The organism is Arthrobacter sp. ES3-54 (assembly GCF_029504395.1).
GTDB lineage: Bacteria > Actinomycetota > Actinomycetes > Actinomycetales > Micrococcaceae > Arthrobacter.
The window spans coordinates 1-20,838 of record NZ_JAQFIF010000010.1; the positions used below are offsets into that span (position 1 = coordinate 1).

Consider the following 20,838-nt stretch of genomic DNA (forward strand, 5'->3'; position numbering starts at 1 on the left):
CAAATCGAAGAACTCAGTGCGCGCATCGAGGGAAAACACTCTGGCCATCTAACGCTCCATCAATCAGAGCGTTGCTGCGACCATATGACTCTGCCGCGCTCAGAGCAACCCGATCTGATAGCGCAAGCTGTGTTTTGGGGACTTTATTCGAGGCCGGAGCGGGTGGAGTCGTCCAACGGCGTCCACCATGTCTGCGGCGGCACCACTTTGAAGCGCCGGCCGGTGACGGTGTCCGGCGTGATCCGGACGAAGTGTTCCTTTTGTCCGGCCTGCCATGGGAACAGCAACAGGCCCACCGTGTCCATGACTTCCTGGGGGTTCTGCACCGGCGCGGCCTGGCCCTTGACGACGACGCTCCAGGCGACTCCGGTGTCCGCGTCCACGCCATCGGCCTCCAAGGCCACCGGCGTGTCGCCGGTGGCCGCCTGCAGCTTGGTGCCCTCGGCGGTCCGGAAGACCAGCGTGCCGTGGTCCACTTTGTAGTTGAGGGGGAAGATGTCGGGGTGATCGTCCACCCAGACCGCCAGCCGGCCGATCGAGACGCTGCGCAATAGCTGCCAGCATTCGTGATGGTCCAGGTTTTCCACCGTGTGGGCCTGGTCCCTTGACTCGTGGCTGCCCGGGCTCGAATCAGTACTCATGCCGGCGAGAGTACGCCGCCGGGCTGAGGGCGGCTAGGGCAAATGGTCCCAGCCGCCGGTTAAAAACTGTGAAGCCTGAGGCTTTCCTGAGTGGTTCGCTGTATTCTGGCATAGGGCCGTCAGCGTCGACACGGGCCGGAGCGAGTGGGGGCAATGACATGCATTCAACGGGTGAAGGTTCAGGCCATGCTGTATCCGAGCCAAATCCCGTGGTTGAGGAACTGCTGAAGGGGTTCGGCGCCCGGGCAGAAGAGCTGCTCCAATCCAAGGAACGCATGGCGGGCCTGCTGGAAGCGGTCGTCGCTCTGGCCGAGGACCTGAGCCTGGATGCCGTCCTGGAACGCGTGGTCGAGTCTGCCTGCCGGTTGTTGCACGCACGCTTTGGTGCCCTGGGAGTCATCGGTGATGACCACGCGCTGAGTCACTTCATCACTGTCGGGATCGACGGCGAACTGGCGCGGCAGATCGGTCCGCTGCCGACAGGCCACGGCGTCCTCGGCCTCTTGATTACAGACCCCAGGCCGCTTCGTCTGCATGATCTGAGCAAGCACCCCGAAGCCTACGGGTTCCCCGCACACCACCCTCCCATGCAGTCCTTCTTGGGGGTCCCGGTCCGGGTCCGGGAGGTGGCGTTCGGGAACCTCTACCTGACGGAAAAAGAGGGCGGGGACGACTTTACCGCCGAAGACGAGGCCTTGGCCGTCGCGTTGGCGGCCGCCGCCGGTGTGGCCATTGAGAATGCCCGGCTTTATGACGATGCCCGCCGCAGGGCCCGCTGGCTGGAAGCTTGCATGGACGTCTCCGGGCTGATGCTGAGCACGGACCGCGACTACACCTCGGGCGGCCTGGACCCAATTGCCGGCCGCGCGCTCCAGGAGTCCGCGTCCGATCTCGCCCTGCTGGTGGCTCCCGCCGCCAACGGCGTTGCGCACGTCGTTATCGGAGTTGCCGGGGAGCGGGGCACGGCGTTTTCCGGAAGGTCATTGCACCTGGAATCAGGGCTCCTTGAAAGTGTCCTCGAAGGCGGCGAGCCGGTGCTGTTTGATGACGCGTCGGAAGTGGTCGGGGAGGTCGACGCCGGCGTCACCGGTCCGCTGCTGGCAGTGGCGCTGAGCACCCAGGGCGCCCACCATGGCCTCCTGCTGCTGGCACGGAACAAGGATTCGGTCCGCTACGCCCGGACCGACATCGAGATGGGGGCCGTCTTCGGCTCCCACGTGGCCCTCGCCTTGGAACTGTCCCGGGTGCACCGGCTGCGCGAGGAGCTTCTGGTCTTCACGGACCGCGACAGGATCGCCCGGGACCTGCACGACCTCGTCATCCAGCGGCTGTTCGCCGCCGGGCTGAGCGTGCAGAGCCTGACCCGGTTCACCAAGGACGACCTGGCGCGGGAGCGCATCCATATCATCACAGGTGAACTCGACGAGGCGATCCGCAGCCTGCGCGACACTATTTACTCTCTGAAGAGCAATATCGCCGATACCGAATTGCTCAGCGGACGGATCCGTCGGGTCACGCGAAGTTCGGCGAAGTCCATGCCCTTCGCGCCGCGCCTGACCATCACAGGACCCGTGGATGCCGTGACGCCGGACAAGGCCGACAACGTGGTGGCTGTGGTTTCGGAAGGGCTCAGCAACGCCATCCGGCACTCCGGGGCGGATACCATCTCGGTTTCAGTGGCGGTGGTCAAGGGCCGGGTGACGGTGGTGATCAGCGACAACGGCGCCGGATTCGCCCAACCCGGAATACGCAACGGGCTGAGCAATCTCGAGGACCGGGCACGCATGCTCGACGGCGAATGCATCATCACGAGCGCGCCCGACGCCGGTACCAGCCTGGAATGGTCAGTGCCCCTCTAGCCGTGCCCCTCCGGCTGTGCCCCGCCGGCCGATGCCGACGGGGCTATTTTGAGCGCGGGACGCTACCGGACGCTGTGCGGCCGGGTTCCGTCGCCGGCGTTGGCGCCGGAGGCCACGGGAAACGCCGGGCTGGCGATGAAAACAGCAGCCTGGGTGCGTCGTTCGAATCCGAGCTTGGCCAGCAGCGAGGACACATAGTTCTTGACGGTCTTTTCCGCCAGGAACATTTCGGCGGCAATCTGCCGATTGGTCAGTCCGCCGCCCACCAGCTCCAAGACCTTGCGTTCCTGGGGCGTGAGGGATGAGGTGCGCGGGTCAACCTCCTCGGCCTCCACCAGGCTGTCCACGATGCCGGCGGCGACGCCTTCCTCGAAGAGGGTCTCGCCCGCTGCTGCCCGCCGCAGGGCGCCGATCAGGTCCGTGCCGCCGATCTCCTTCAGCACATATCCCCGCGCACCGGCCAGGACAGCGCCGCGCAGGGCCTGCTCGTCGTCGAAGCTCGTCAGGATGATGCAGTTCAAGGACGGGTCCACCGACCGCACGTCCCGGCAGACCTCAATGCCGGTGCCGTCCGGCAGGCGGGCGTCCAGCACACAGACATCGGGGTGCAGTGCGGGAATGCGGCGGGTCGCCTCCACCGCGGATCCGGAACTGCCGACCACCACAAATCCCTCGCCCTCGAGGAGTTCCTGCAGCCCGCGTCTAACAAGTTCGTGGTCATCAAGGATAAAGACGCGGATCACCGCCTGCACGCCATCGGCGGCAGTGAGACCTGCGTCTGCCCAGGCAATCATGGTTCTCCCGTCCGGCCGCTTTTCAGGACCGCTCGAATCTGTGTTTCATTGAATTCTGTGGTTCTTTGACTTACCCCAGCCTCTGCCATTCTTCTGCACTGCGGGGCCACGGACAAGGGTCATTATGCCCAGCGGGCCGCCTGCGGGTCGAGCCGTGCTAAGGCGTGTCACGCTTACATCCACTGCGTCTGCATCGCCTGGACGCGCGTTTAGGAGCCGAGGCTCTGCGTCAGCCCGGGGTGAGGACGCAGAACTCGTTGCCCTCTGAGTCGGCGAGGCACACCCATGGCACATCGCCCTGGCCGACGTCGGCGTCAGCGGCGCCCAGAGCGCGCAGCCGGGCCACCTCTGCTGCCTGATCATCACCGAGGTACGGCATCAGGTCGAGATGGACACGGCCACACACGGACTTCGCGGCGGGCGTGCGAAGGAACTCCAGATACGGTCCGACGCCCTTGGCCGAGCGCAGCCTGGCATGATCGTCGGTCACCTCGTGCAGGGTCCAGTCCGTCGCCTCGCTCCAGAACCGGGCCATGGCCCGCGGATCCGCACAGCTGACCACCACCGCGGCGATCGGCCCGGTGTCCCTATAGATCGATCGGGGCTCCAGCACGCGGAACAGGTTGCCCTCAGGGTCGGCCAGGACTGTCCACGGCACATCACCTTGGCAACCGTCGGCGGGCGTCGCACCGAGCTCCAACAAGTGCGCTACCAGCTCCGCCTGATGGGCCGCAGAGGTGGTGGTGAGATCGAGGTGCGCGCGGTACCTCACCGTCTCGGGGTCCGGGACGGTGACTACATCGACGCAGACGGCGACGGGGTCCGGCCAGACGAAGCCTACGGGCTCAACATTGGTCACACCGGGTCCCTCGCTGGAAACACCCCAGCCGAGCGCCTCAGCCCAAAACCGGCCGAGCGCGATGTCATCCCGGGCCTTGAAATTCACCTGAACAAGTCGCAGCGCCATACCGCCAGACCCTACCCCAAGTAATACCCGATAGGGGAGGGCCGCCCCAGGCGAACCCCGTCCTAGGCCAACCCCTTCCTATTCGAACGAGGCGCGGCGCTGGTCCGAGGGGCGGGTGGTCCACACATCGGGCCGGTTGACCTTGAAGCGTCGGCCGGTCAGCGCCTTGGGAGCCACACGCACGTAATACGGCTTGTCTCCGGGCTGCCACGGTTCCAAGAGCAGGGCGTCCGCCGCGTCCTTGTCCGCCTGGTTCTCGATCAGTTCGGCTTCGCCGCGCGCCATCACGCTCCAGGCCGACTCGTCGTGGGCGTCGTAGCCGTCGATCTCGAATGCCACCGGCTTGCCCGTGATGGCGCCCCACAGTTTCGTGCCGCCAGAGGTGCGGAAGACAATCGTCCGCCGCTCCAGCACGAAGTTCACCGGGAAGATCTCCGGATGGCTGTCCACGATCAGCGCTACACGTCCCACGATTTGGGCATCAAGCAGCTCCCAGCACTGGTCCATGGTCAGCGAGTAATCCGGCGGGGGCGTAGTGGTGTCCATGTGGAGCACGTTACACCTGTCACCAAGGACTGGGCTTGTAGTCCTTCAGGAAGACGCCGTACTGGTCCTCGCCGGACTCGCCCATCACGATGGGGTCATACACGCGGGCAGCGCCGTCAACCAGGTCCAGGGGCGCGTGGAAACCCTCTTCCATGAGGCGGACTTTGGTGTAGTGCGGCCGCTCGTCCGTGATCCAGCCGGTGTCCACGGCCGTCATGAGGATGCCGTCGGCGTCGAGCATTTCCTGGGCGCTGGTCCGGGTCATCATGTTCAGCGCAGCCTTGGCCATGTTCGTGTGCGGGTGCCCGGGGCCTTTGTAGGCGCGGGAGAACTGGCCTTCCATGGCGCTGACATTGACAATGTACTTCCGCCGCGCGGTGGAGCGCTTCATGGCGCCGCGCAGCCGGCTGACCAGCAGGAACGGAGCCGTCACATTGCACAGCTGCACTTCGAGCATTTCCAGGGGATCCACTTCGTCCAGTACCTGGGTCCAGCTGTTGATCGTGGCGAGGTCCGGGACCAGCCCGCCGGCGTCGATCGCGGTGCCGGAGGCAATACGTTCCAGCGACGCGGAACCCGTGGACAGGGCCAGGGAAGTGATTGCGTCCCCGGCCAGTACGGGATGGTCCAGCACGCTGCTCGCGAGGGCAAGCGGGTGCTTGTCGTGGGCGTGGCCGAAGGTGACGAGCTCCGGGCCGCCGTTGGCAGCCTGGAGGGCGGCGGGCAGCGGCTCGTCCTCGGCGTCGACGAGGGGCTTGTAGGCGTTGCCGGAGCGCCGCACGGTCTGGGCCGCGTTGTTGATGATGATGTCCAGCGGTCCCGCGGCATCAAGGGAATCCGTCAGGGCCATCACCTGGGACGGGTCGCGGAGGTCGATGCCAACGATCCGGAGCCGGTGCAGCCAGTCGGGGCTGTCCTCCATGGCGGCGAAGCGGCGGGCGGCGTCTTTCGGGAACCTTGTGGTGATGGTGGTGTGGGCGCCGTCCCGGAGGAGCCGGAGCGCGATGTACATGCCGATCTTTGCCCGGCCGCCGGTCAGCAGGGCCCTGCGCCCGGTCAGGTCGGTGCGGGCGTCGCGCTTGCTGTGGCTGAACATGGCGCACTCGGGGCACAGCTGGTGATAGAAGGCGTCCACCTGGGTGTAATGCTGCTTGCAGATGTAGCACGGCCGGGACCTGATCAGATGGCCGGCGATCTCCCCGGTCGCGGACGTGGCGAGCTTGTTGCCGCGCGTCTCGTCGTCGATCCTGTCGGGGGCCGCCGTCGCCGTCTGGGCGATCACGGCGCGGTCCGCTTCGGCGATCTCATCCCGTTTGCTGACCCGCCGGTGGCGCTTGACGGCCTTGAACATCTTCCCGGTGGCGCGGCGCACGGAAACGTAGTCCGGGTGCTCCTCGTCATAGGCGTGGATCGTGTTCAGGACCTTCAGGCAGGCCTGGATTTCCTCCGGGGTAAGCTCGGCAAGGCCAAGCTCGGCAAGACCAGACTCGGCAGTGGGAAGATCGGAGGACAGATCGGGGAAGCTCATTGCCCTAATTTTACAGGGTGCGGGGTGCCCGGCCTGACCGCAGTGCCGGGCCCCCGCCTGCCTATGCCGTGGGCGACTGCTTGGCCGCTGCGTCCGCACCGACCGCGGCGGCCTGCACGTCGGCCACTTTGTCCACGGACTCCCGTAGTTCGGGCCAGTTTTCCGTCGCGGTCCGGACAGCATCCGGCACCAGGCGCAGGTTGGCCGCGGAGAGCGCCCGTTCCGCATCGCTGGGATCCGGGACAAGCTGCCCCTTGGACAGGACCGTGATCCCGGAGTCGGTGACCTTGAACCCGCGGGCGCGGTCCAGCTCCGGGTCGAGTCCGATCGCGGCCCCGGCCGGAACCTTTACGTTCTTGTCGATGATGGCGCGTTTGATGACTGCGCCTTCGCCGACATTGACCTTGTCCATCAGGACCGAGTCCAGGACCCGGCTCGAGGTGCCGATGTAGACGTCGTTGGAGAGCACGGACCCCTCCACGATGCCGCCGGAGACGACGACGCCGCTGGCCACGATGGAATCCAGTGCCGTGCCCACCGTGTTGGACTTGCCGCGGACAAACTTGGCCGGCGGGGAGATGGTCTGGCGCGTGTAGATCGGCCACTCGGAGTTGTAGAGGTTGAAGACCGGAACGGGGGAGATCAGGTCCATGTGGGCGTCGTAGAACGAATCGATGGTGCCGACGTCGCGCCAGTAGGTGCGGTCCCGTTCGGTGGAGCCGGGGATGTCGTTGAGGGTGAAGTCGTACACGCCGGCCTCGCCCTGGTTCACGAAGTAGGGAATGATGTCCCCGCCCATGTCGTGCTTGGTGTCGAGCCGCTCGGCGTCAACGTGGAGGGCTTCGATCAGGGCATCGGCGTCGAACACGTAGTTGCCCATCGAGGCCAGGAACTGGCTGGGGTCGGCCGCGAGGCCGGGCGTCGAGGACGGCTTCTCGACGAACGCGGCAATCTTCTCCGGGTTGTCCGCGTCCGTTTCGATCACGCCGAACTGGTCCGCCATGTGCAGCGGCTGGCGGACGGCGGCGACTGTGGCTTTGGCCCCGCTGGCGACGTGCTGCGCCACCATCTGGGAGAAGTCCATCCGGTAGACGTGGTCTGCGCCGACCACTACCACGATGTCGGGATTGGCGTCATGAATAAGGTTCAGGGACTGATAGATGGCGTTGGCGCTGCCCAGGAACCAGCTCTTGCCCACGCGCTGCTGGGCCGGGACCGAGGCCACATAGTTCCCCAGCTGGGTGGACATGCGCCACGTTTCGGAAATGTGCCGGTCAAGGCTGTGGGACTTGTATTGCGTCAACACCACAATTTGCAGATAGCGGGAATTCACAAGATTTGAAAGGGCAAAGTCAATTAGCCGGTAGCTGCCGGCAAACGGGACACCAGGCTTGGCCCGGTCCGCCGTCAACGGCATGAGCCGGTTTCCCTCGCCACCTGCGAGGACAATTGCCAAAACTCTCTTTTGATGCGGCATGGTGATCGCTCCTGAACGCCTTCGTTACTCCCCAATGCTGTCCGGCATGCCCGAACGTCTTCACACTAGATCAGTTCCACCGTAACGACTACCTTGGTGCATGTGCGAATAGATATTGTGACTAAAGAATTCCCGCCGGAAATCTACGGCGGCGCCGGGGTCCATGTGGCCGAGCTCAGCAGGGTGCTGGCCCAACGCGTGGACCTTCAGGTGCGTGCCTTCGGCGCGCCCCGCGAGCCCGGATATCACGGAGCGACCGTCACGTCGTATTCCGTGCCCGAAGACCTGGGCTCAGCAAACGCCGCTATCCAGACCCTCGGGGTGGACCTGAGGATCGTTCCGGATATAGCCGGCGCGGACCTGGTCCACTCCCACACCTGGTATGCCAACATGGCCGGACACATCGCGTCGCTGCTCCACGGCATCCCGCATGTCCTCAGCGCCCACAGCCTGGAGCCGCTGCGCCCGTGGAAGGCCGAGCAGCTCGGTGGCGGCTACGCGGTGTCCTCATGGGTGGAAAAGACCGCCTACGAGGCCGCTGCCGCCATCATCGCCGTCTCGGAAGGGATGCGCCAAGACATCCTGCGCAGCTATCCGGATGTTGATCCGGACAAGGTCAAGGTGGTCCACAACGGCATCGATGTCAGCCAGTGGAACCGGGACGAGGCTGATGACATCATCCGTCCGCTCGGGATCGATCCGGAGCGCCCCAGCGTTGTTTTTGTGGGCCGGAACACCCGGCAGAAGGGCGTACCGTACCTGCTGCGGGCCGCCGCCAAGCTCCCGGCCGACGTCCAGCTGGTGCTGTGCCTCGGTGCCGCGGACACTCCGGAACTGGCGGCCGAGACGGCACGCCTGATCGAGGAGCTCCAGAGCCAGCGCAGCGGCGTGATCCTGATCGAACGGATGCTGCCCCGCAACGAGGTCATCCAGGTGCTCAGCCACGCGACCGCGTTCGCGTGCCCGTCCATCTACGAACCGCTGGGCATCGTCAACCTGGAGGCGATGGCGTGCGGCGCCGCCGTGGTGGCCAGCGCCACCGGCGGTATCCCGGAGGTCGTCGAGCACGGCAAGACCGGACTGCTTGTTCCGATCGAGCAGGTCACGGACGGCACCGGCATCCCACTGGACCCGGAGAAGTTCGTCACCGACTTTGCCGAGGCCCTCATCGAAGTGGTGTCCGATCCCGCCCGGGCGCGCGCCATGGGCGAAGCCGGCCGACGCAGGGCCGAGGAGCACTTCTCCTGGGAATCCATCACGGAGACCACGCTTGAGGTTTACCGCTCGGTGCTCAACAAGGACTCCTGACCCGCGTCCAAACGGCAGTACGACGACGGCGCCGCCCCGGCTGAGGGGGCGGCGCCGTCGTCGTAATTCGGCTGGGTCAGGCGCCGCTGGGTCAGGCGCCGCTGGCTTTTGTTCCGTGGGCTTTTGCTGCGTGGGCTTTTGTCTCGTGGGCCGCGCGGGCGAGCAGGATCTTCTCATCCAGGGGAGCCTGGCCGCTGGCCCGCTGCTTCCGGAAGTAGTCCCGGGCCTCGTCCTGGCGGACCTTCTCCGCGCCGGTGGAGATCTCAGCGCGGAGGTGCTCAGGCCCATACCCGAAGGCATCCACCAGGTCGAGGGCGTGCGGGCGGATCTTCACGAGCAGGCGGTTGATGTATTCGCCCACGGTGCGTCCGCGCTGCATCGAGAGCCTGCCGTTCATGAGGTACCAGGACAGGTTCTTCTCGATGAGGGACAGGCCGAACAGATCACGCAGCCACGTCAGGACCTTGTGCGTGCCCGGGTCTGTCACTTTCCCGAGCGCCTCTGTAAAGGCCTCCCACTGCAGCAGCTCCGCATGGGCCTGGGCGGCTTCGATGAGTTCGTGCTGGTGCGCGTTAAACAAGGCGGCGCCCTGCTGCTGCGGGAGCCTGTTCGCGCCCTTGAGGGCTGTGGCCACCTCCGCGACCATCGTCTGGACGCGGTCCGTCAGCAGGGTCCGCTGGCTTGCTTCGTCCTTGATCGCCAGGGCCGCTTTCTGCACTGATCCGGAGTCCGCCACGAACTGGGCGACGCCGCGCAGTCCGGTGCGGTGGATCGCGACACCGGTGGCCTGGCCCACGACATAACGGGCCAGCACGCCGAAGTTCACGGTGCGGAATTCCTTGGCGTAGTCGGCCAGCAGGCGCTTCGCGACCAGCTGCAGCAGGACCGTGTTGTCGCCTTCGAAGGTGGCGTACACGTCGAGGTCGGCGCGGAGCGAGGCGAAACGGTTCTCGATCAGGAATCCCGCGCCGCCGCAGGCCTCGCGGCATTCCTGCAGGGTGTCCAGTGCGTGCCAGGTGCTGAGCGGCTTGAGCGCCGCGGCCAGGGTCTCGAGGTCCTGGCGGTCCTGGTCGGTGTCGTGACGGCCGGAGAAGACGTCGTCGAATTTCTGCAACAGCTGCTCGCTGGCGAAGCTCGCGGCGTACGTCGTGGCCAGCCGCGTAAAGAGGCGGCGCTGGTGCCGCTGGTAGTCCAGCAGGACTTCCTCATCGGTCTGGGATGAGGCATTGAACTGCCGGCGTTCCGTGGCGTACTGGATGGCGGTTTTCAACGCCAGTTTCGACGCCGTCACGGCGGCGCCGTCGAGGGAGACCCGGCCCTGGACCAGCGTGCCGAGCATGGTGAAGAAGCGGCGGCCCGGGCTGGCGATGGGGGACGTGTAGTTGCCCTCGGGGTCCACGTCGCCGTAGCGGTTCAGGAGGTTGCTGCGGGGGATCCGGACGTTCGTGAAGTGGAGCCGGCCGTTGTCGATGCCGTTCAGGCCGCCCTTGACGCCGTCGTCCTCGCCGCCGATGCCCGGCAGGAAATCCTTGGTCTCGGGGTCCCGGAGGTCCATGTAGAACGCGTGCACGCCGTGGTTGACGCCCTTTGTCACCAGCTGGGCGAACACGACGGCGGCGAGGCCGTCGGTGGCGGCGTTACCGATGTAGTCTTTCCACGCGGCCCGGAACGGCGTGTGGACCACGAACTCCTCGGCCGCCGGGTCGTACGTGGCGGTGGTGGCAATGCTGGCCACGTCCGAACCGTGGCCGGTCTCAGTCATGGCGAAACAGCCCGGGATGTCCAGGCTCATGATCCCGGGCAGCCACTTCTCGTGGTGTCCGGCGGTGCCGAGGTGGTTCACTGCGGAGCCGAACAGTCCCCACTGGACGCCGGCCTTGATCTGCAGCGACGGGTCGGCGATGACCAGCTCCTGGAAACCGGCCACGTTCCCGCCGTGATCATCCGAGCCGCCCACGGACTGGGGGAACGCGCGGTGTACGGCGCCGTTGTCCACCAGGATCCTGAGCTGTCCGAACGCGCGTTGGCGGTGGTCGGTGTGGGTCAGCCCCTCGATCTTGTGCAGTTCCGGGCGGCCGGCGAGGGCCCTGGACTTCAGCCGGATGGCCGCCCACTTGCCGAGCAGTTGCTCGCCAAGGGCCGCGACGTCGACGGCGGGCGCCTCAGGGGAGCCGGATTGGGCGCCGGAACGGCCGGCTGTTGTGGTCGCTGCCGGCGTCGAGGTGCGGCGGGCCGCGTTGCCCGTGGTGCGGTCGGCTAGTTCAGTCATGTCGTTTCCTTCTGTGGTTCTGACAATCTCTAGTGCTGACAATTCAGTTCGTAGGCGGGGCCGGAGCCGCCGCCGGCGTGCCCTGGCCTGCGGGGTCCGCCGTTGCCGGGTCCGCCGGCGATTGCAGCTCGGGGGCGATGCCGAAACAGAGCCAGTCCGTGATCTGCCGCGCCATGGCTTCCTGGTCCGGCCTGGCGGGCCCCGGCGGGCTGGCGAGCCACTGCTCTCCGGCGTTCCGCACCAGGCCGATCGCGGCATTGGGCCAGTAGCCGATCACGGCTTCCTTGTCCTGGCCGCCGCCCAGATGGCTGCGCATGGGCCGGGCAATCATGTCGCTGATGGCGGCGAAGAAATGGCTCAATGCGCCGGCTGTGGAAATGGACGGGCTGGCGGTATCCGCTTCGCCGGGGGCATGGCGCGTGACAAAGGTGTAAACATTCGGGCTGGTCTCGGCCATCTGCAGGTAGGCGGACACCATGGCGAACAGGCCTTCACGGGGCGTCTGGGCGCTCTGGACCGCCTCCTGGATGCGCCGCTGCATCTGGCTCAGGACCACTTCGCCCACGGCCTGCTGGAGTCCGGCCTTGTCGCCGAAATAGCGGTAAAAGACGGACTTTGAGGTTCCCGCGGCCGCGGCAATGTCCTCCATGGACGCGTCACTGCCAAGGGCGTGCACCGCCCTCCGGGCCGACTTGATGAGCTCCCGCCGCCGCTCCTCACGGTGGGACTGCCAGCGGGAAGCGCGGCCGTCCACGGCGGCCTGCCCGGCGGGCGGAGTGTCGTTGGGGATGTTCACGATACCAAGCGTATCAGGTACGCTGGGTATCGGTAATCGCTTTGATCGAAGGAGACAGCCCATGTCCGTCAACGGACCGTCAGTGCCCCGCCCCCAACCGGCCCCCGCACCAGCCGCCGGCACCTCCGCCGTGGAGGCCGCCGCAGGGAAGAAGGAGCACGGCGGCGCGGCCTCGTCGCAGCTCCGCAGGGCCGTGGTGGTGGGTGGCAACCGCATCCCGTTTGCGCGGACCGGCGGCGCGTACACCAAGTCCTCCAACCAGGACATGCTCACCGCCGCTTTGGACGGACTGATCGCCCGCTTCGGCCTTCAGGACGAACGGATCGGGGAAGTCGCTGCCGGCGCCGTTCTCAAGCACTCCCGCGACTTCAACCTCACCCGGGAGGCCGTGCTCGGCTCGGCCCTCTCCGCCGAGACCCCGGCGTACGACCTCCAGCAGGCCTGCGCGACCGGCCTGGAAACGGTGCTCGGCCTGGCGAACAAGATCAAGCTGGGCCAGATCGATTCCGCGATCGCCGGCGGCGTCGACTCCGCCTCTGATGCCCCCATTGCCGTCAGCGAGGGACTCCGCGAGGTGCTCCTTGACCTCAACCGTGCCAAGACCGTGTCCCGGAAGCTGCAGGTCCTCAGCCGGCTCCGGCCCAAGGACCTGGCCCCCGATGCCCCGAACACGGGGGAGCCACGAACCGGCCTGTCGATGGGCGAGCACCAGGCGCTGACCACCGCGCAGTGGAAGATCACCCGCGAGGCCCAGGATGAGCTCGCCTTCAACAGCCACCGCCATCTTGCCGCGGCCTACGACGCCGGCTTCTTCGATGACCTCCTGACCCCCTACCGGGGACTGAGCAGGGACTCCAACCTGCGCGCCGATACCAGCCTGGAGAAACTGGCCACGCTCAAGCCCGTATTCGGCAAGAACCTGGGCGCCGCAGCGACCATGACGGCCGGGAACTCCACGCCGCTGACCGATGGCGCCTCCACCGTGCTGCTGGCGTCCGAGGAATGGGCCGACGCCCACGACCTCCCCAAGCTGGCCACTATTGTCGACGGCGAGGCGGCCGCGGTCGACTTTGTCCACGGCAAGGACGGGCTGCTCATGGCGCCGGCGTTCGCGGTGCCCCGGCTGCTCGCACGCCACAATCTCACACTCGCGGACTTCGACTTCTTCGAGGTCCATGAGGCTTTCGCCGGCACGGTGCTGAGTACTCTGGCCGCGTGGGAGGACGAGGAATTCGGCCGCACCCGCCTTGGCCTGGACGGCGCCTTCGGCAGCATCGACCGGACCAAACTGAACGTCAACGGTTCGTCCCTTGCCGCCGGACACCCGTTTGCCGCCACGGGCGGCCGGATCGTGGCGTCGCTGGCCAAAATGCTGCACGCCCAAGGCCAGGTCAACGGGCGCCCGGCCCGCGGGTTGGTGTCCATTTGCGCCGCCGGCGGCCAGGGCGTCGTCGCAATCCTCGAAGCACTCTAAGGAGAATCGGATGAGCGACAAGTACACCCGGTTCGTCAGCCACGGACTCGGCAAGGACATCGCCAAGCGGCTCGGCCTCCCGCAGCCGGTGGCCCTCCGGCGGCACGAGCCCGGCCGCCCCCTCATCGAAGGGCCCGTCCTGGTCCAGGGGTCAACCAGCGGCGCCGACGACCTCGCCGCCACGCTCCTGGCCTGGAACCTCGACGTCCGCCGCCACGCGATACCCAAGGAGAAGCTCGGCGCCATCATCTTGGTGCTGGACGAACTGGCCCATCCCGGCGACCTCGAGAAGCCGGTGCTCACGGCCGCCGCCTCGCTGCGTGATCTCGCGCCGAACGCCCGCGTCATCACCGTGTCCCGCACCGCAGACTCCGCGACTGAGCCGGCAGCGGCAGCCGCCAGGCAGGGCGTGGACGGCCTCCTGCGGTCTTTGGCGAAGGAACTGCGGGCCGGCGCCACCGGCAACGGCGTCCTGCTCGCGGACGGTGCACGGACCACCAGCCCCGCAACGCTGGGGGCGTTGAGGTTCTTCCTGTCGGGCCGCTCGGCGTTTGTGGACGGGCAGTTCCTGACGGTCAGCTCCGGCGCCGGGCAGCTGCCCGACGACGTCGAGAAGCCGCTGGCCGGCAAGGTGGCCGTGGTGACTGGCGCCGCCCGGGGAATCGGGGCTGCGATCGCCCGTACGCTGTACCGCGACGGCGCCACCCTCATCCTCGTCGACATCCCGGCAGCCGGGGACCACCTGGCGGAGGTGGCCAACGAGGTCCACGGGACGGCACTGCAGCTGGACATCAGCCGCAACGACGCCGGCCAACGGATCATCGACCACGCCGCGACACGGCACGGCCGGCTGGACATCTTGATCCACAATGCCGGCATCACCCGGGACAAGCTGCTGGCCAACATGGATGCGGGCCGCTGGAATTCCGTGATCGCCGTCAACATTGCCGCGCAACTGCGCATCAACGAGGCCCTCCTGGCTTCGGAGCACTTCGGCGACGCGCCCCGGATCGTGTCCGTGGCCTCCACCAGCGGGATCGCCGGAAACCGTGGCCAGACCAACTATGCCGCGTCCAAGGCCGGCGTGATCGGCATGGTGCGCGCCACAGCGGCGCTGATCGGCGAGCGCGGCGGCTCCATCAACGCCGTCGCTCCGGGCTTCATCGAAACGGAGATGACCGCCAGGATCCCCTTCGCCACCCGCGAAGTGGCGCGCCGGCTCAATTCCCTGCAGCAGGGCGGCCAGCCAGGTGACGTCGCCGAGGCCATCGCGTTCCTGGCCAGCGACGCCGCGGGCGGAATTTCCGGCGAGGTGCTGCGCGTCTGCGGGCAGAACCTGGTGGGCGCATGAGCGGATCCCAGACCGTCATCCTGGGCGAGATGCCGTCGCTGTCCAAGCTCTACGTCAATGCGGCGGCCGCGGCGGCACGGCGCAGGGTCCTGGGCACGCACGGCGGCACCGAACTGCCCGCCTACACCCACGAGGTCCGTGGGGTGAAGGCCGACGTCGCCAACCTGACGGCTTACCAGCACCTGATCGGTGAGAGCGCGAGCGATGTCCTCCCGGCCGGCTTTATCCATGCCCTGGCGTTTCCGCTGGCCATGAGCGTGATGAACCGGGACGATTTTCCGCTGCCCCTGCTGGGCATGATCCACCTGAGCAACAAGGTGGTGCAGTCCGCGCCGGTCCTGTTCACCCAGGCCCTGGATATCCGGGCCCAAGTGGAGAACCTGCGCGGCCACCGGGCCGGCACGCAGCTCGATGTCGTTGCCGAGGTCCGTGCCGCCGGGCGGGAAGAAGTCCGCTGGCGCGGGGTCTCTACCTACTTGGCCAAGGGCGTGTTCCTGCCCGGGATCGACAAGCCCTCGGTGCCCGTGACGCCGCCGCCGCCGTTCTCGGTGCCGGACCCCACGGCCCTGTGGCAGCTTGGCGTCGACACCGGGCGGGCCTACGCCGCGGTGTCCGGCGACTTCAACCCCATCCACCTGAGCGTCCTGACTGCCAAGGCCCTGGGCATGCGCCGCTCCCTTGCCCACGGCATGTACCTGGCGTCGCGGGCGCTGGCCGACGTCGGCGCGGTCAGGGGGGACTCGTTCCGGTGGGACGTGGCCTTCGAGGCGCCCGTGTTCCTGCCGGCCCGCGTGGCGCTGGACATCAGCACGGTCCAGGCCGACGGCGGCGCCTGGCAGCGTTCCGGCTATGTGGCGTGGAACCCGCTGTCGGGGCGCCGACACTTCAGCGGTTCTGTCGCGGCGCTGCCGTAGCCAGACTCCCGGTCCGGACACATCAGCCGGAGCCGCCGTCGCCCGTTCCGCTACGCCGGCCCAGCGGGCGCGCGTGTTGGCCTAGCTTGCGGGTGCGTTGGCCTGTTGTGCCTCAGGCCGGCCGGGCGTGGCCACCCGCAGCATGCGGTGGAGGCTTAGGAGGATGGATTCCACCGCGCTCGGGGCGTCCTTGCTGTGCTGTTCGGTGGCGAGCCGGGCGGTCAGTTCGTTGATGGTCGCGTCGGCGGAGGCGGCCAGCTCGGCCTGGCGGTCCGGCTGTTCCTCCTCCAAGGCAAGCATCACGTCGCCGACGGAAGCCATGGCGTCCCCGAGGGGCGCCGCGTAGTCGTCGGGGACCACGAAGGGGGTGTCATGGGCCCAGATGACGTCCGAGAGCACTTGGGTCACGTCCTGGACGTGGAAGGTCAGCCGCTCCAAGTCCCGCAGGTTCCGGTAGTCGAGCTCTATATCGCGCGGATGCAGGCGGCGGCGGGGATTTGCCTGGCGGCTCGCATCGGCCTTCTCGACGGCGAGGCGCACGGCACGGGCGTGCGCTGCGAGCGCCTCCGAACGACGGGACCAGTCCTGATGTTCCGGCGGCCAGCTTTCCTTGAGGGCCTTGCCCATATCCCAGAGCTGCTGGGCGAGTGCCTGGCGGAGCTCCGCGATGCTCAGGGCCGCGGCCCGAAAGTGCAGTGGCGGGAAGACCAGCAGGTTCACGACGATGCCCACTGTGACGCCGACGCCCATCTGGAAGAGGTACCCGAAGGAGAACGTGTCCGGATTATGGCCGCCGACCAGCAGCACCAGGAGCGCCGCCGTCGGGATCCAGTCCCGGCCCGAGCCGATCTTCGGCAGTCCGGCCAGGATAACGCCCAGGCCCATGACCACCGCAACCGTCAGCGGGGACGGTGAGCCGAGGCTGAACAGCATGAACGCCAGCCCGACGCCGATTGCGAGGCCGACGAGCGTCTGCAGGCCCTGGCGCATGGAACCGACCACGTTCTCGTACATGGCCACCAAGGCGCCCAGAGGCGCGTAGTACGGATACTCGGCGGCGGAGCCCGGCATGTAAGGGGCGATCGCGAAGGCGATGCCTGCGGCCAGCGCCGCCTTAAGGGCCAGCTGGAGCCGGGGCCACAGCACTGCCGCGGAGACAGCACGGTACACAATCCGGGCCCATCTGCGCGGCAGGGAGGGCGGGCTGTCGGCTGTCTTTTCTGGAGTGAGCATCCCGGCTCACCCTAGGGCCGGGAGGTCGCTGCGACAAGTGGACAAAACCGGCCCCGGTGCCGTCCGGCCCGTTCGACGCCGGTCAGGACGCGGCGTCGGCGGCCCGCCGCACCGCCGCGGACAGCCGCTGGGCACGGCCCCCGGTCCTGCCCTCTTCGCTGCGGCGGGGCACATACCCGAACCCGAGGCCATAGCCGGGATCCGCAAAACCAAGGGCCGCATTGGCGCCCTCGTGTCCGAACGCCAGATGACTGCCGAAGTTCCGTCCCGGCTGGGGTTTCATGAACACCACGGCGAAGGCATTGTCCGAGCCGGAGCACCGGTCCAGTCCCCAAACTTGCTCCGCGGCCATGAGATCGATGGTGGCGGGGCTCAGGAAAGCGGGACGGCCGTCCACCCCCGTTGTGGCGGAGGCATAGAGCCTGGCCAGCCCTTCGGCTGACCCCACGCCGCCGGCGCTGCTCATTCCCGAGGCCCGCACAACGCGATGATTGGGCAGCTCCATGATGGTGCTGACCGGCGCGTTGCTGTTGAGGCCGTCGATGCTGAGCGGATCCAGCCACGGCTGGTCCGGGGCCGGATCGTAGAGCACCTCGCGGTATCGCGGTTCCTGGTCCTCGGGCAGGCCCAGGAAGAAGTCGATGCCCCACGGGCGGCGGATCCGCTCGTTGTAGAGCCCCTGGAGCGGCATCCCTGAGGTGCGGCGGCAGAGCTCCTCCATCAGGATCCCCATGGTCAGGGCGTGGTAGCCGAAGGCCGTGCCCGGGCGCCACAGCGGCGCCGAGGCCGCCAAACGCCGAGCCGCGGCAGCCGTGGTGAGCTCCGCCAGGGGAAAACCGCCGACGACGCCGGGCAGCCCCGCCTGATGCGACAGGGCCTGCCGCACGGTGAGCCGGTCCTTGCCCTGGACGCCGAACTCCGGCCAGTAGGACGCGACGGTCCGGTCGAGGTCGAGCCGGCCGTCCTGGACGAGGAGGGCGATCGCAAACGCGGCGACTCCCTTGGAACAGGAATAGGTGCCCGTGATGTCGCCTGGCACCAAACCCGGGCCGCCGCACAGGTCCACCACCTTGGTGCCGCGGCGGTAGACGGACAGTTGCGCGCTGTAGCCCGGGTCATCGGACAGGAAGGAGTCGAAGAGCTCACGCACTTCCGCGAATTCGGGGGTGGCAAGGCCAGCCGAGACGGACGGCGCTGCTGTGCCCACGTCTCAGGTGTCCGCGGAGCCGGCTGCCGTGCCCCATCCCGGCGCCGCGCCGGCCGCCGCCGGCATCAGGCTGCGCCGTGTCCCGCGGCGACCTCTTCGCCGGCGCGGACCGGTCCGGGAGGCGTGCCGTCGCCGAAGGGCCGGCCGCCCAGCGCTTCGCGGCCGTGTTCCGAGAGCCAATTGCCCAGTTCGGGTCCGCGCGGGACCACGCCGGTGGGATTGATGTCCTCATGAACGATGTAGTAGTGCTCCTTGATCTGCACAAAGTCGGTGGTGTCACCGAACCCGGGCGTCTGGAACAAGTCGCGCGCGTAGGCCCACAGGACGGGCATCTCGCTGAGTTTTTGCCGGTTGCACTTGAAGTGGCCGTGGTAGACGGCGTCGAAGCGGGCCAGCGTGGTGAACAGCCGGACGTCGGCTTCCGTGATGGTGTCGCCCACCAGGTAGCGTTGGCCGGCCAAGCGGTCTTCGAGCCAGTCCAGGGCCGTCCAGAGCCGATCATAGGCGGCGTTGTAGGCCTGCTGTGAACCGGCGAACCCGCACCGGTAGACGCCGTTGTTCACCTCAGTGAAGACGCGCTTGTTGACGGCGTCGATCTCTTCCCTCAGGTGCTCCGGGTACAGTTCCGGCGCGCCGGCCCGGTGATACTGCGCCCACTCGGTGGAAAAGTCGAGCGTGATTTGGGCGAAGTCGTTGGTGACTACCTGCCCGCTGGGAACGTCAACGATCGCCGGGACGGTAATCCCACGGGGGTAGCCGGGGAAACGGCGGAAGTAGGCGTCCTGGATGCGCTCAATCCCGAGGACGGGGTCCCTGCCGTCCGGGTCGAGGTCGAAAGTCCAGGACCGGGCGTCGTGGGTGGGACCGGGCTGGCCGAGGGAGATGACCTCTTCCAGGCCGAGCAGCCGGCGCACGATCACCGTGCGGTTGGCCCACGGGCAGGCACGCGCCGCGATGAGGCGGTAGCGGCCAGGTTCCACCGGCCAGCCGGGCTCGCCGTTGCTGCCCGGGCCGCCGCCCCGCGTGATCCGGTCCTCAATGTAGTTGGTGTCGCGGGTAAATTCCTCGCCGCCGGTCACGTAGGCGCCCTTGGTGCTGAATCCCGGATCGTCGGTGTGGGTACTCTGGCTCATGGTCCCAGCCTAAGGCCGGGCATTGAACGATCCCAGCAAGGCCGTGAACACCGGCGCCATGGGCTGCCAGGCAAACCACCAGGCACCGGCCACTACCGCGGCGAACAGCACAATCCACGCCGCGGCGGGGACGGAGGTGGCCCGGGCCAGCAGGTAGGCGTCCGACGTCGGGAGCCTGTCACGGTGCCGCAGATGGACGTTGGCCAGTTTGCCGAGGTCCCTGACGGCCGCGACCAGGAGAGCCAGGCCCAGCACAATCATCACGTGCCCGTTGAACACCGGCGGGACAAAGAGCACCAGGAGCGCCGAGGCCAGCACGGCGGCAGCGGTGATGAGGAGGCCGACGCCGTTGCGGAGGAACAGGAATGACGCCAGCAGGATTAGCGTGCCCACCGACATGGCGGCCGGGCCCCAGCCGTTGAAACCGCACCAGACCATCACTGCCCCAACGACGGCGGGCACGGGGTAACCCCAGAAGGTCGACCAGGCGGCGGAGAGCCGGCTCCTGCTGTAGGTCGTGGTGGTGCCGGAGTGGTCCAGGCCCAGCCGGATGCCGCCGAGCCGTTGGCCGGTGGTGAGGGCGGCAAATGCGTGGCCGAGTTCGTGGGTCACGGTGGCAAGCAGGCCAAAGTAGCGCCAGGTCAGGCGCGGCAGGGACACCGCGACTGCCAGCAGGATCACCGCAACGAGCTCGGTACTGGTCACGTGCGGGCTGGGGGAGTGGGTGAATCCGGCAAGGATCCGCTCCCACCACGTCAGGGCGAGGTTCGGATCCACCACCGGCAGGCCGGACCGGGTCATGCCCGGCCCGAGGCATGCTCGATGCAGTACGCGGTCCAGGGCCTCGCCTCCAGCCGGCCCTCGGGGATCGCGGCGCCGCACACGGCGCAGATCCCGTAAGTGCCCTCTTCCATCCGGGCAAGGGCGGCATCGATTTGCACGAGGGAAGCCCTGCTCTGTTCCAGGAGCGCGGATGCCTGCGACAGTTCGAAGGCGATCGTGCTGCCCTCGGGGTCGTGTTCATCGTCGACATTCGAGTCCCGGCGAGCGGCATTGACCGAGGTGATGTCTTCGCTGAGAGCGGGGAGGAGGGCAAGCTTCCGACGACGTTCCTCGTGCAGCAGGATCCGGAACCGTTCGACGTCAACCATAGAGTGCAAGGCTAGCGTGGACCCTGTGGCGGCGTCTAAACGGGCCGAAAGAGCCGTCCGCTCCGGGAACACGCACGCGGTCCTGGTGGAACGGTGCGAAACCGACCTCGTCCCGCATGCGCTCGCCGAGGCGGGCTCACTGTACGGGCTGCTGCACCCGCAGACCGAGAACCGGGTCCTGCTGCCGTTC

Annotated in this window: 18 protein-coding genes; 5 read left to right on the top strand and 13 right to left on the bottom strand. The window is 67.5% G+C overall.

Annotated elements, in window-relative coordinates; all coding sequences use genetic code 11:
- Positions 1 to 143: 143 nt before the first annotated feature.
- Positions 144 to 641: a pyridoxamine 5'-phosphate oxidase family protein gene (locus tag M2428_RS16030; protein ID WP_277526948.1), complete on the bottom strand. Its 498-nt coding sequence runs from the start codon at positions 639 to 641 to the stop codon at positions 144 to 146.
- Between the two features lie 158 nt (positions 642 to 799).
- On the opposite strand from M2428_RS16030, the gene M2428_RS16035 reads away from it, so the two are divergent.
- On the top strand, positions 800 to 2,500 hold the full coding sequence (locus M2428_RS16035; protein ID WP_277526949.1) for a GAF domain-containing sensor histidine kinase: 1,701 nt from the start codon (positions 800 to 802) through the stop codon (positions 2,498 to 2,500).
- A 62-nt stretch (positions 2,501 to 2,562) separates the two neighbouring features.
- Here M2428_RS16035 and M2428_RS16040 read toward each other — a convergent pair whose 3' ends face one another.
- The 5 genes from M2428_RS16040 to glgC all read right to left on the bottom strand — a co-directional run bounded on the left by M2428_RS16040 (position 2,563) and on the right by glgC (position 7,818).
- Positions 2,563 to 3,294: a response regulator transcription factor gene (locus M2428_RS16040; RefSeq protein WP_277526950.1), complete on the bottom strand. Its 732-nt coding sequence runs from the start codon at positions 3,292 to 3,294 to the stop codon at positions 2,563 to 2,565.
- A 229-nt stretch (positions 3,295 to 3,523) separates the two neighbouring features.
- Entirely contained in the window at positions 3,524 to 4,261 is a 738-nt protein-coding gene (locus M2428_RS16045; RefSeq protein ID WP_277526951.1) for a VOC family protein, read from the bottom strand.
- Positions 4,262 to 4,339: 78 nt separating this feature from the next.
- A complete protein-coding gene (locus M2428_RS16050) occupies positions 4,340 to 4,807 on the bottom strand; it encodes a pyridoxamine 5'-phosphate oxidase family protein (RefSeq protein ID WP_277526952.1) in 468 nt (155 codons plus the stop codon).
- A gap of 19 nt (positions 4,808 to 4,826) precedes the next feature.
- Positions 4,827 to 6,335 (bottom strand): SDR family NAD(P)-dependent oxidoreductase, encoded by a 1,509-nt coding sequence (locus M2428_RS16055; protein WP_277526953.1) that lies wholly within the window; start codon positions 6,333 to 6,335, stop codon positions 4,827 to 4,829.
- 61 nt (positions 6,336 to 6,396) lie between these two features.
- Complete coding sequence (glgC, locus tag M2428_RS16060; protein ID WP_277527086.1) at positions 6,397 to 7,818, bottom strand: glucose-1-phosphate adenylyltransferase; 1,422 nt, start codon at positions 7,816 to 7,818, stop codon at positions 6,397 to 6,399.
- A gap of 96 nt (positions 7,819 to 7,914) precedes the next feature.
- On the opposite strand from glgC, the gene glgA reads away from it, so the two are divergent.
- Positions 7,915 to 9,120, top strand: a complete 1,206-nt coding sequence (glgA, locus tag M2428_RS16065; RefSeq protein WP_277526954.1) for a glycogen synthase — start codon at positions 7,915 to 7,917, stop codon at positions 9,118 to 9,120.
- A 91-nt stretch (positions 9,121 to 9,211) separates the two neighbouring features.
- On the opposite strand, the gene M2428_RS16070 is transcribed toward glgA, so the two are convergent.
- Complete coding sequence (locus M2428_RS16070; protein ID WP_277526955.1) at positions 9,212 to 11,389, bottom strand: acyl-CoA dehydrogenase; 2,178 nt, start codon at positions 11,387 to 11,389, stop codon at positions 9,212 to 9,214.
- A gap of 43 nt (positions 11,390 to 11,432) precedes the next feature.
- Positions 11,433 to 12,185, bottom strand: coding sequence for a TetR/AcrR family transcriptional regulator (locus M2428_RS16075; RefSeq protein ID WP_277526956.1), 753 nt, complete (start codon positions 12,183 to 12,185; stop codon positions 11,433 to 11,435).
- Between the two features lie 61 nt (positions 12,186 to 12,246).
- Here M2428_RS16075 and M2428_RS16080 point away from each other — a divergent pair, with 61 nt between their 5' ends.
- From M2428_RS16080 to M2428_RS16090, 3 genes are read left to right on the top strand one after another with little or no spacing between them, the layout of a single operon-like run.
- On the top strand, positions 12,247 to 13,659 hold the full coding sequence (locus M2428_RS16080) for an acetyl-CoA C-acetyltransferase (RefSeq protein ID WP_277526957.1): 1,413 nt from the start codon (positions 12,247 to 12,249) through the stop codon (positions 13,657 to 13,659).
- Positions 13,660 to 13,669: 10 nt separating this feature from the next.
- Entirely contained in the window at positions 13,670 to 15,010 is a 1,341-nt protein-coding gene (locus M2428_RS16085; RefSeq protein WP_277526958.1) for a 3-oxoacyl-ACP reductase, read from the top strand.
- Positions 15,007 to 15,924, top strand: a complete 918-nt coding sequence (locus tag M2428_RS16090) for a MaoC/PaaZ C-terminal domain-containing protein (RefSeq protein ID WP_277526959.1) — start codon at positions 15,007 to 15,009, stop codon at positions 15,922 to 15,924. The genes M2428_RS16085 and M2428_RS16090 overlap by 4 nt, the downstream gene beginning before the upstream one ends.
- An 81-nt stretch (positions 15,925 to 16,005) precedes the next feature.
- On the opposite strand, the gene M2428_RS16095 is transcribed toward M2428_RS16090, so the two are convergent.
- The 5 genes from M2428_RS16095 to M2428_RS16115 all read right to left on the bottom strand — a co-directional run bounded on the left by M2428_RS16095 (position 16,006) and on the right by M2428_RS16115 (position 20,648).
- On the bottom strand, positions 16,006 to 17,157 hold the full coding sequence (locus tag M2428_RS16095; RefSeq protein WP_277526960.1) for an aromatic acid exporter family protein: 1,152 nt from the start codon (positions 17,155 to 17,157) through the stop codon (positions 16,006 to 16,008).
- An 82-nt stretch (positions 17,158 to 17,239) separates the two neighbouring features.
- The gene (locus M2428_RS16100) at positions 17,240 to 18,364 is read right to left on the bottom strand and encodes a serine hydrolase domain-containing protein (RefSeq protein WP_277526961.1); all 1,125 of its coding nucleotides are present in this window, start codon (positions 18,362 to 18,364) and stop codon (positions 17,240 to 17,242) included.
- Positions 18,365 to 18,429: 65 nt separating this feature from the next.
- Positions 18,430 to 19,497 carry a glutathione S-transferase C-terminal domain-containing protein gene (locus tag M2428_RS16105; RefSeq protein WP_277526962.1) on the bottom strand — a complete coding sequence of 356 codons (1,068 nt, stop codon included), beginning with the start codon at positions 19,495 to 19,497 and terminating at the stop codon, positions 18,430 to 18,432.
- A 9-nt stretch (positions 19,498 to 19,506) separates the two neighbouring features.
- Positions 19,507 to 20,298 carry a M50 family metallopeptidase gene (locus M2428_RS16110; protein WP_277526963.1) on the bottom strand — a complete coding sequence of 264 codons (792 nt, stop codon included), beginning with the start codon at positions 20,296 to 20,298 and terminating at the stop codon, positions 19,507 to 19,509.
- Complete coding sequence (locus M2428_RS16115; protein ID WP_277526964.1) at positions 20,295 to 20,648, bottom strand: TraR/DksA C4-type zinc finger protein; 354 nt, start codon at positions 20,646 to 20,648, stop codon at positions 20,295 to 20,297. Before M2428_RS16115 ends, M2428_RS16110 begins: the two co-directional genes overlap by 4 nt.
- Between the last annotated feature and the right edge of the window lie 190 nt (positions 20,649 to 20,838).

Excerpts from the sequence above, each read along its gene's own strand:
- M2428_RS16090 (WP_277526959.1), top strand. The coding sequence starts at position 15,007 with ATGAGCGGATCCCAGACCGTCATCCTGGGCGAGATGCCGTCGCTGTCC.
- M2428_RS16115 (WP_277526964.1), bottom strand. The coding sequence starts at position 20,648 with ATGGTTGACGTCGAACGGTTCCGGATCCTGCTGCACGAGGAACGTCGT.
- M2428_RS16045 (WP_277526951.1), bottom strand. The coding sequence starts at position 4,261 with ATGGCGCTGCGACTTGTTCAGGTGAATTTCAAGGCCCGGGATGACATC.
- M2428_RS16050 (WP_277526952.1), bottom strand. The coding sequence starts at position 4,807 with ATGGACACCACTACGCCCCCGCCGGATTACTCGCTGACCATGGACCAG.
- M2428_RS16080 (WP_277526957.1), top strand. The coding sequence starts at position 12,247 with ATGTCCGTCAACGGACCGTCAGTGCCCCGCCCCCAACCGGCCCCCGCA.
- M2428_RS16030 (WP_277526948.1), bottom strand. The coding sequence starts at position 641 with ATGAGTACTGATTCGAGCCCGGGCAGCCACGAGTCAAGGGACCAGGCC.
- M2428_RS16070 (WP_277526955.1), bottom strand. The coding sequence starts at position 11,389 with ATGACTGAACTAGCCGACCGCACCACGGGCAACGCGGCCCGCCGCACC.
- M2428_RS16055 (WP_277526953.1), bottom strand. The coding sequence starts at position 6,335 with ATGAGCTTCCCCGATCTGTCCTCCGATCTTCCCACTGCCGAGTCTGGT.
- M2428_RS16035 (WP_277526949.1), top strand. The coding sequence starts at position 800 with ATGCATTCAACGGGTGAAGGTTCAGGCCATGCTGTATCCGAGCCAAAT.
- M2428_RS16085 (WP_277526958.1), top strand. The coding sequence starts at position 13,670 with ATGAGCGACAAGTACACCCGGTTCGTCAGCCACGGACTCGGCAAGGAC.
- M2428_RS16095 (WP_277526960.1), bottom strand. The coding sequence starts at position 17,157 with ATGCTCACTCCAGAAAAGACAGCCGACAGCCCGCCCTCCCTGCCGCGC.
- M2428_RS16105 (WP_277526962.1), bottom strand. The coding sequence starts at position 19,497 with ATGAGCCAGAGTACCCACACCGACGATCCGGGATTCAGCACCAAGGGC.
- M2428_RS16040 (WP_277526950.1), bottom strand. The coding sequence starts at position 3,294 with ATGATTGCCTGGGCAGACGCAGGTCTCACTGCCGCCGATGGCGTGCAG.
- M2428_RS16110 (WP_277526963.1), bottom strand. The coding sequence starts at position 20,298 with ATGACCCGGTCCGGCCTGCCGGTGGTGGATCCGAACCTCGCCCTGACG.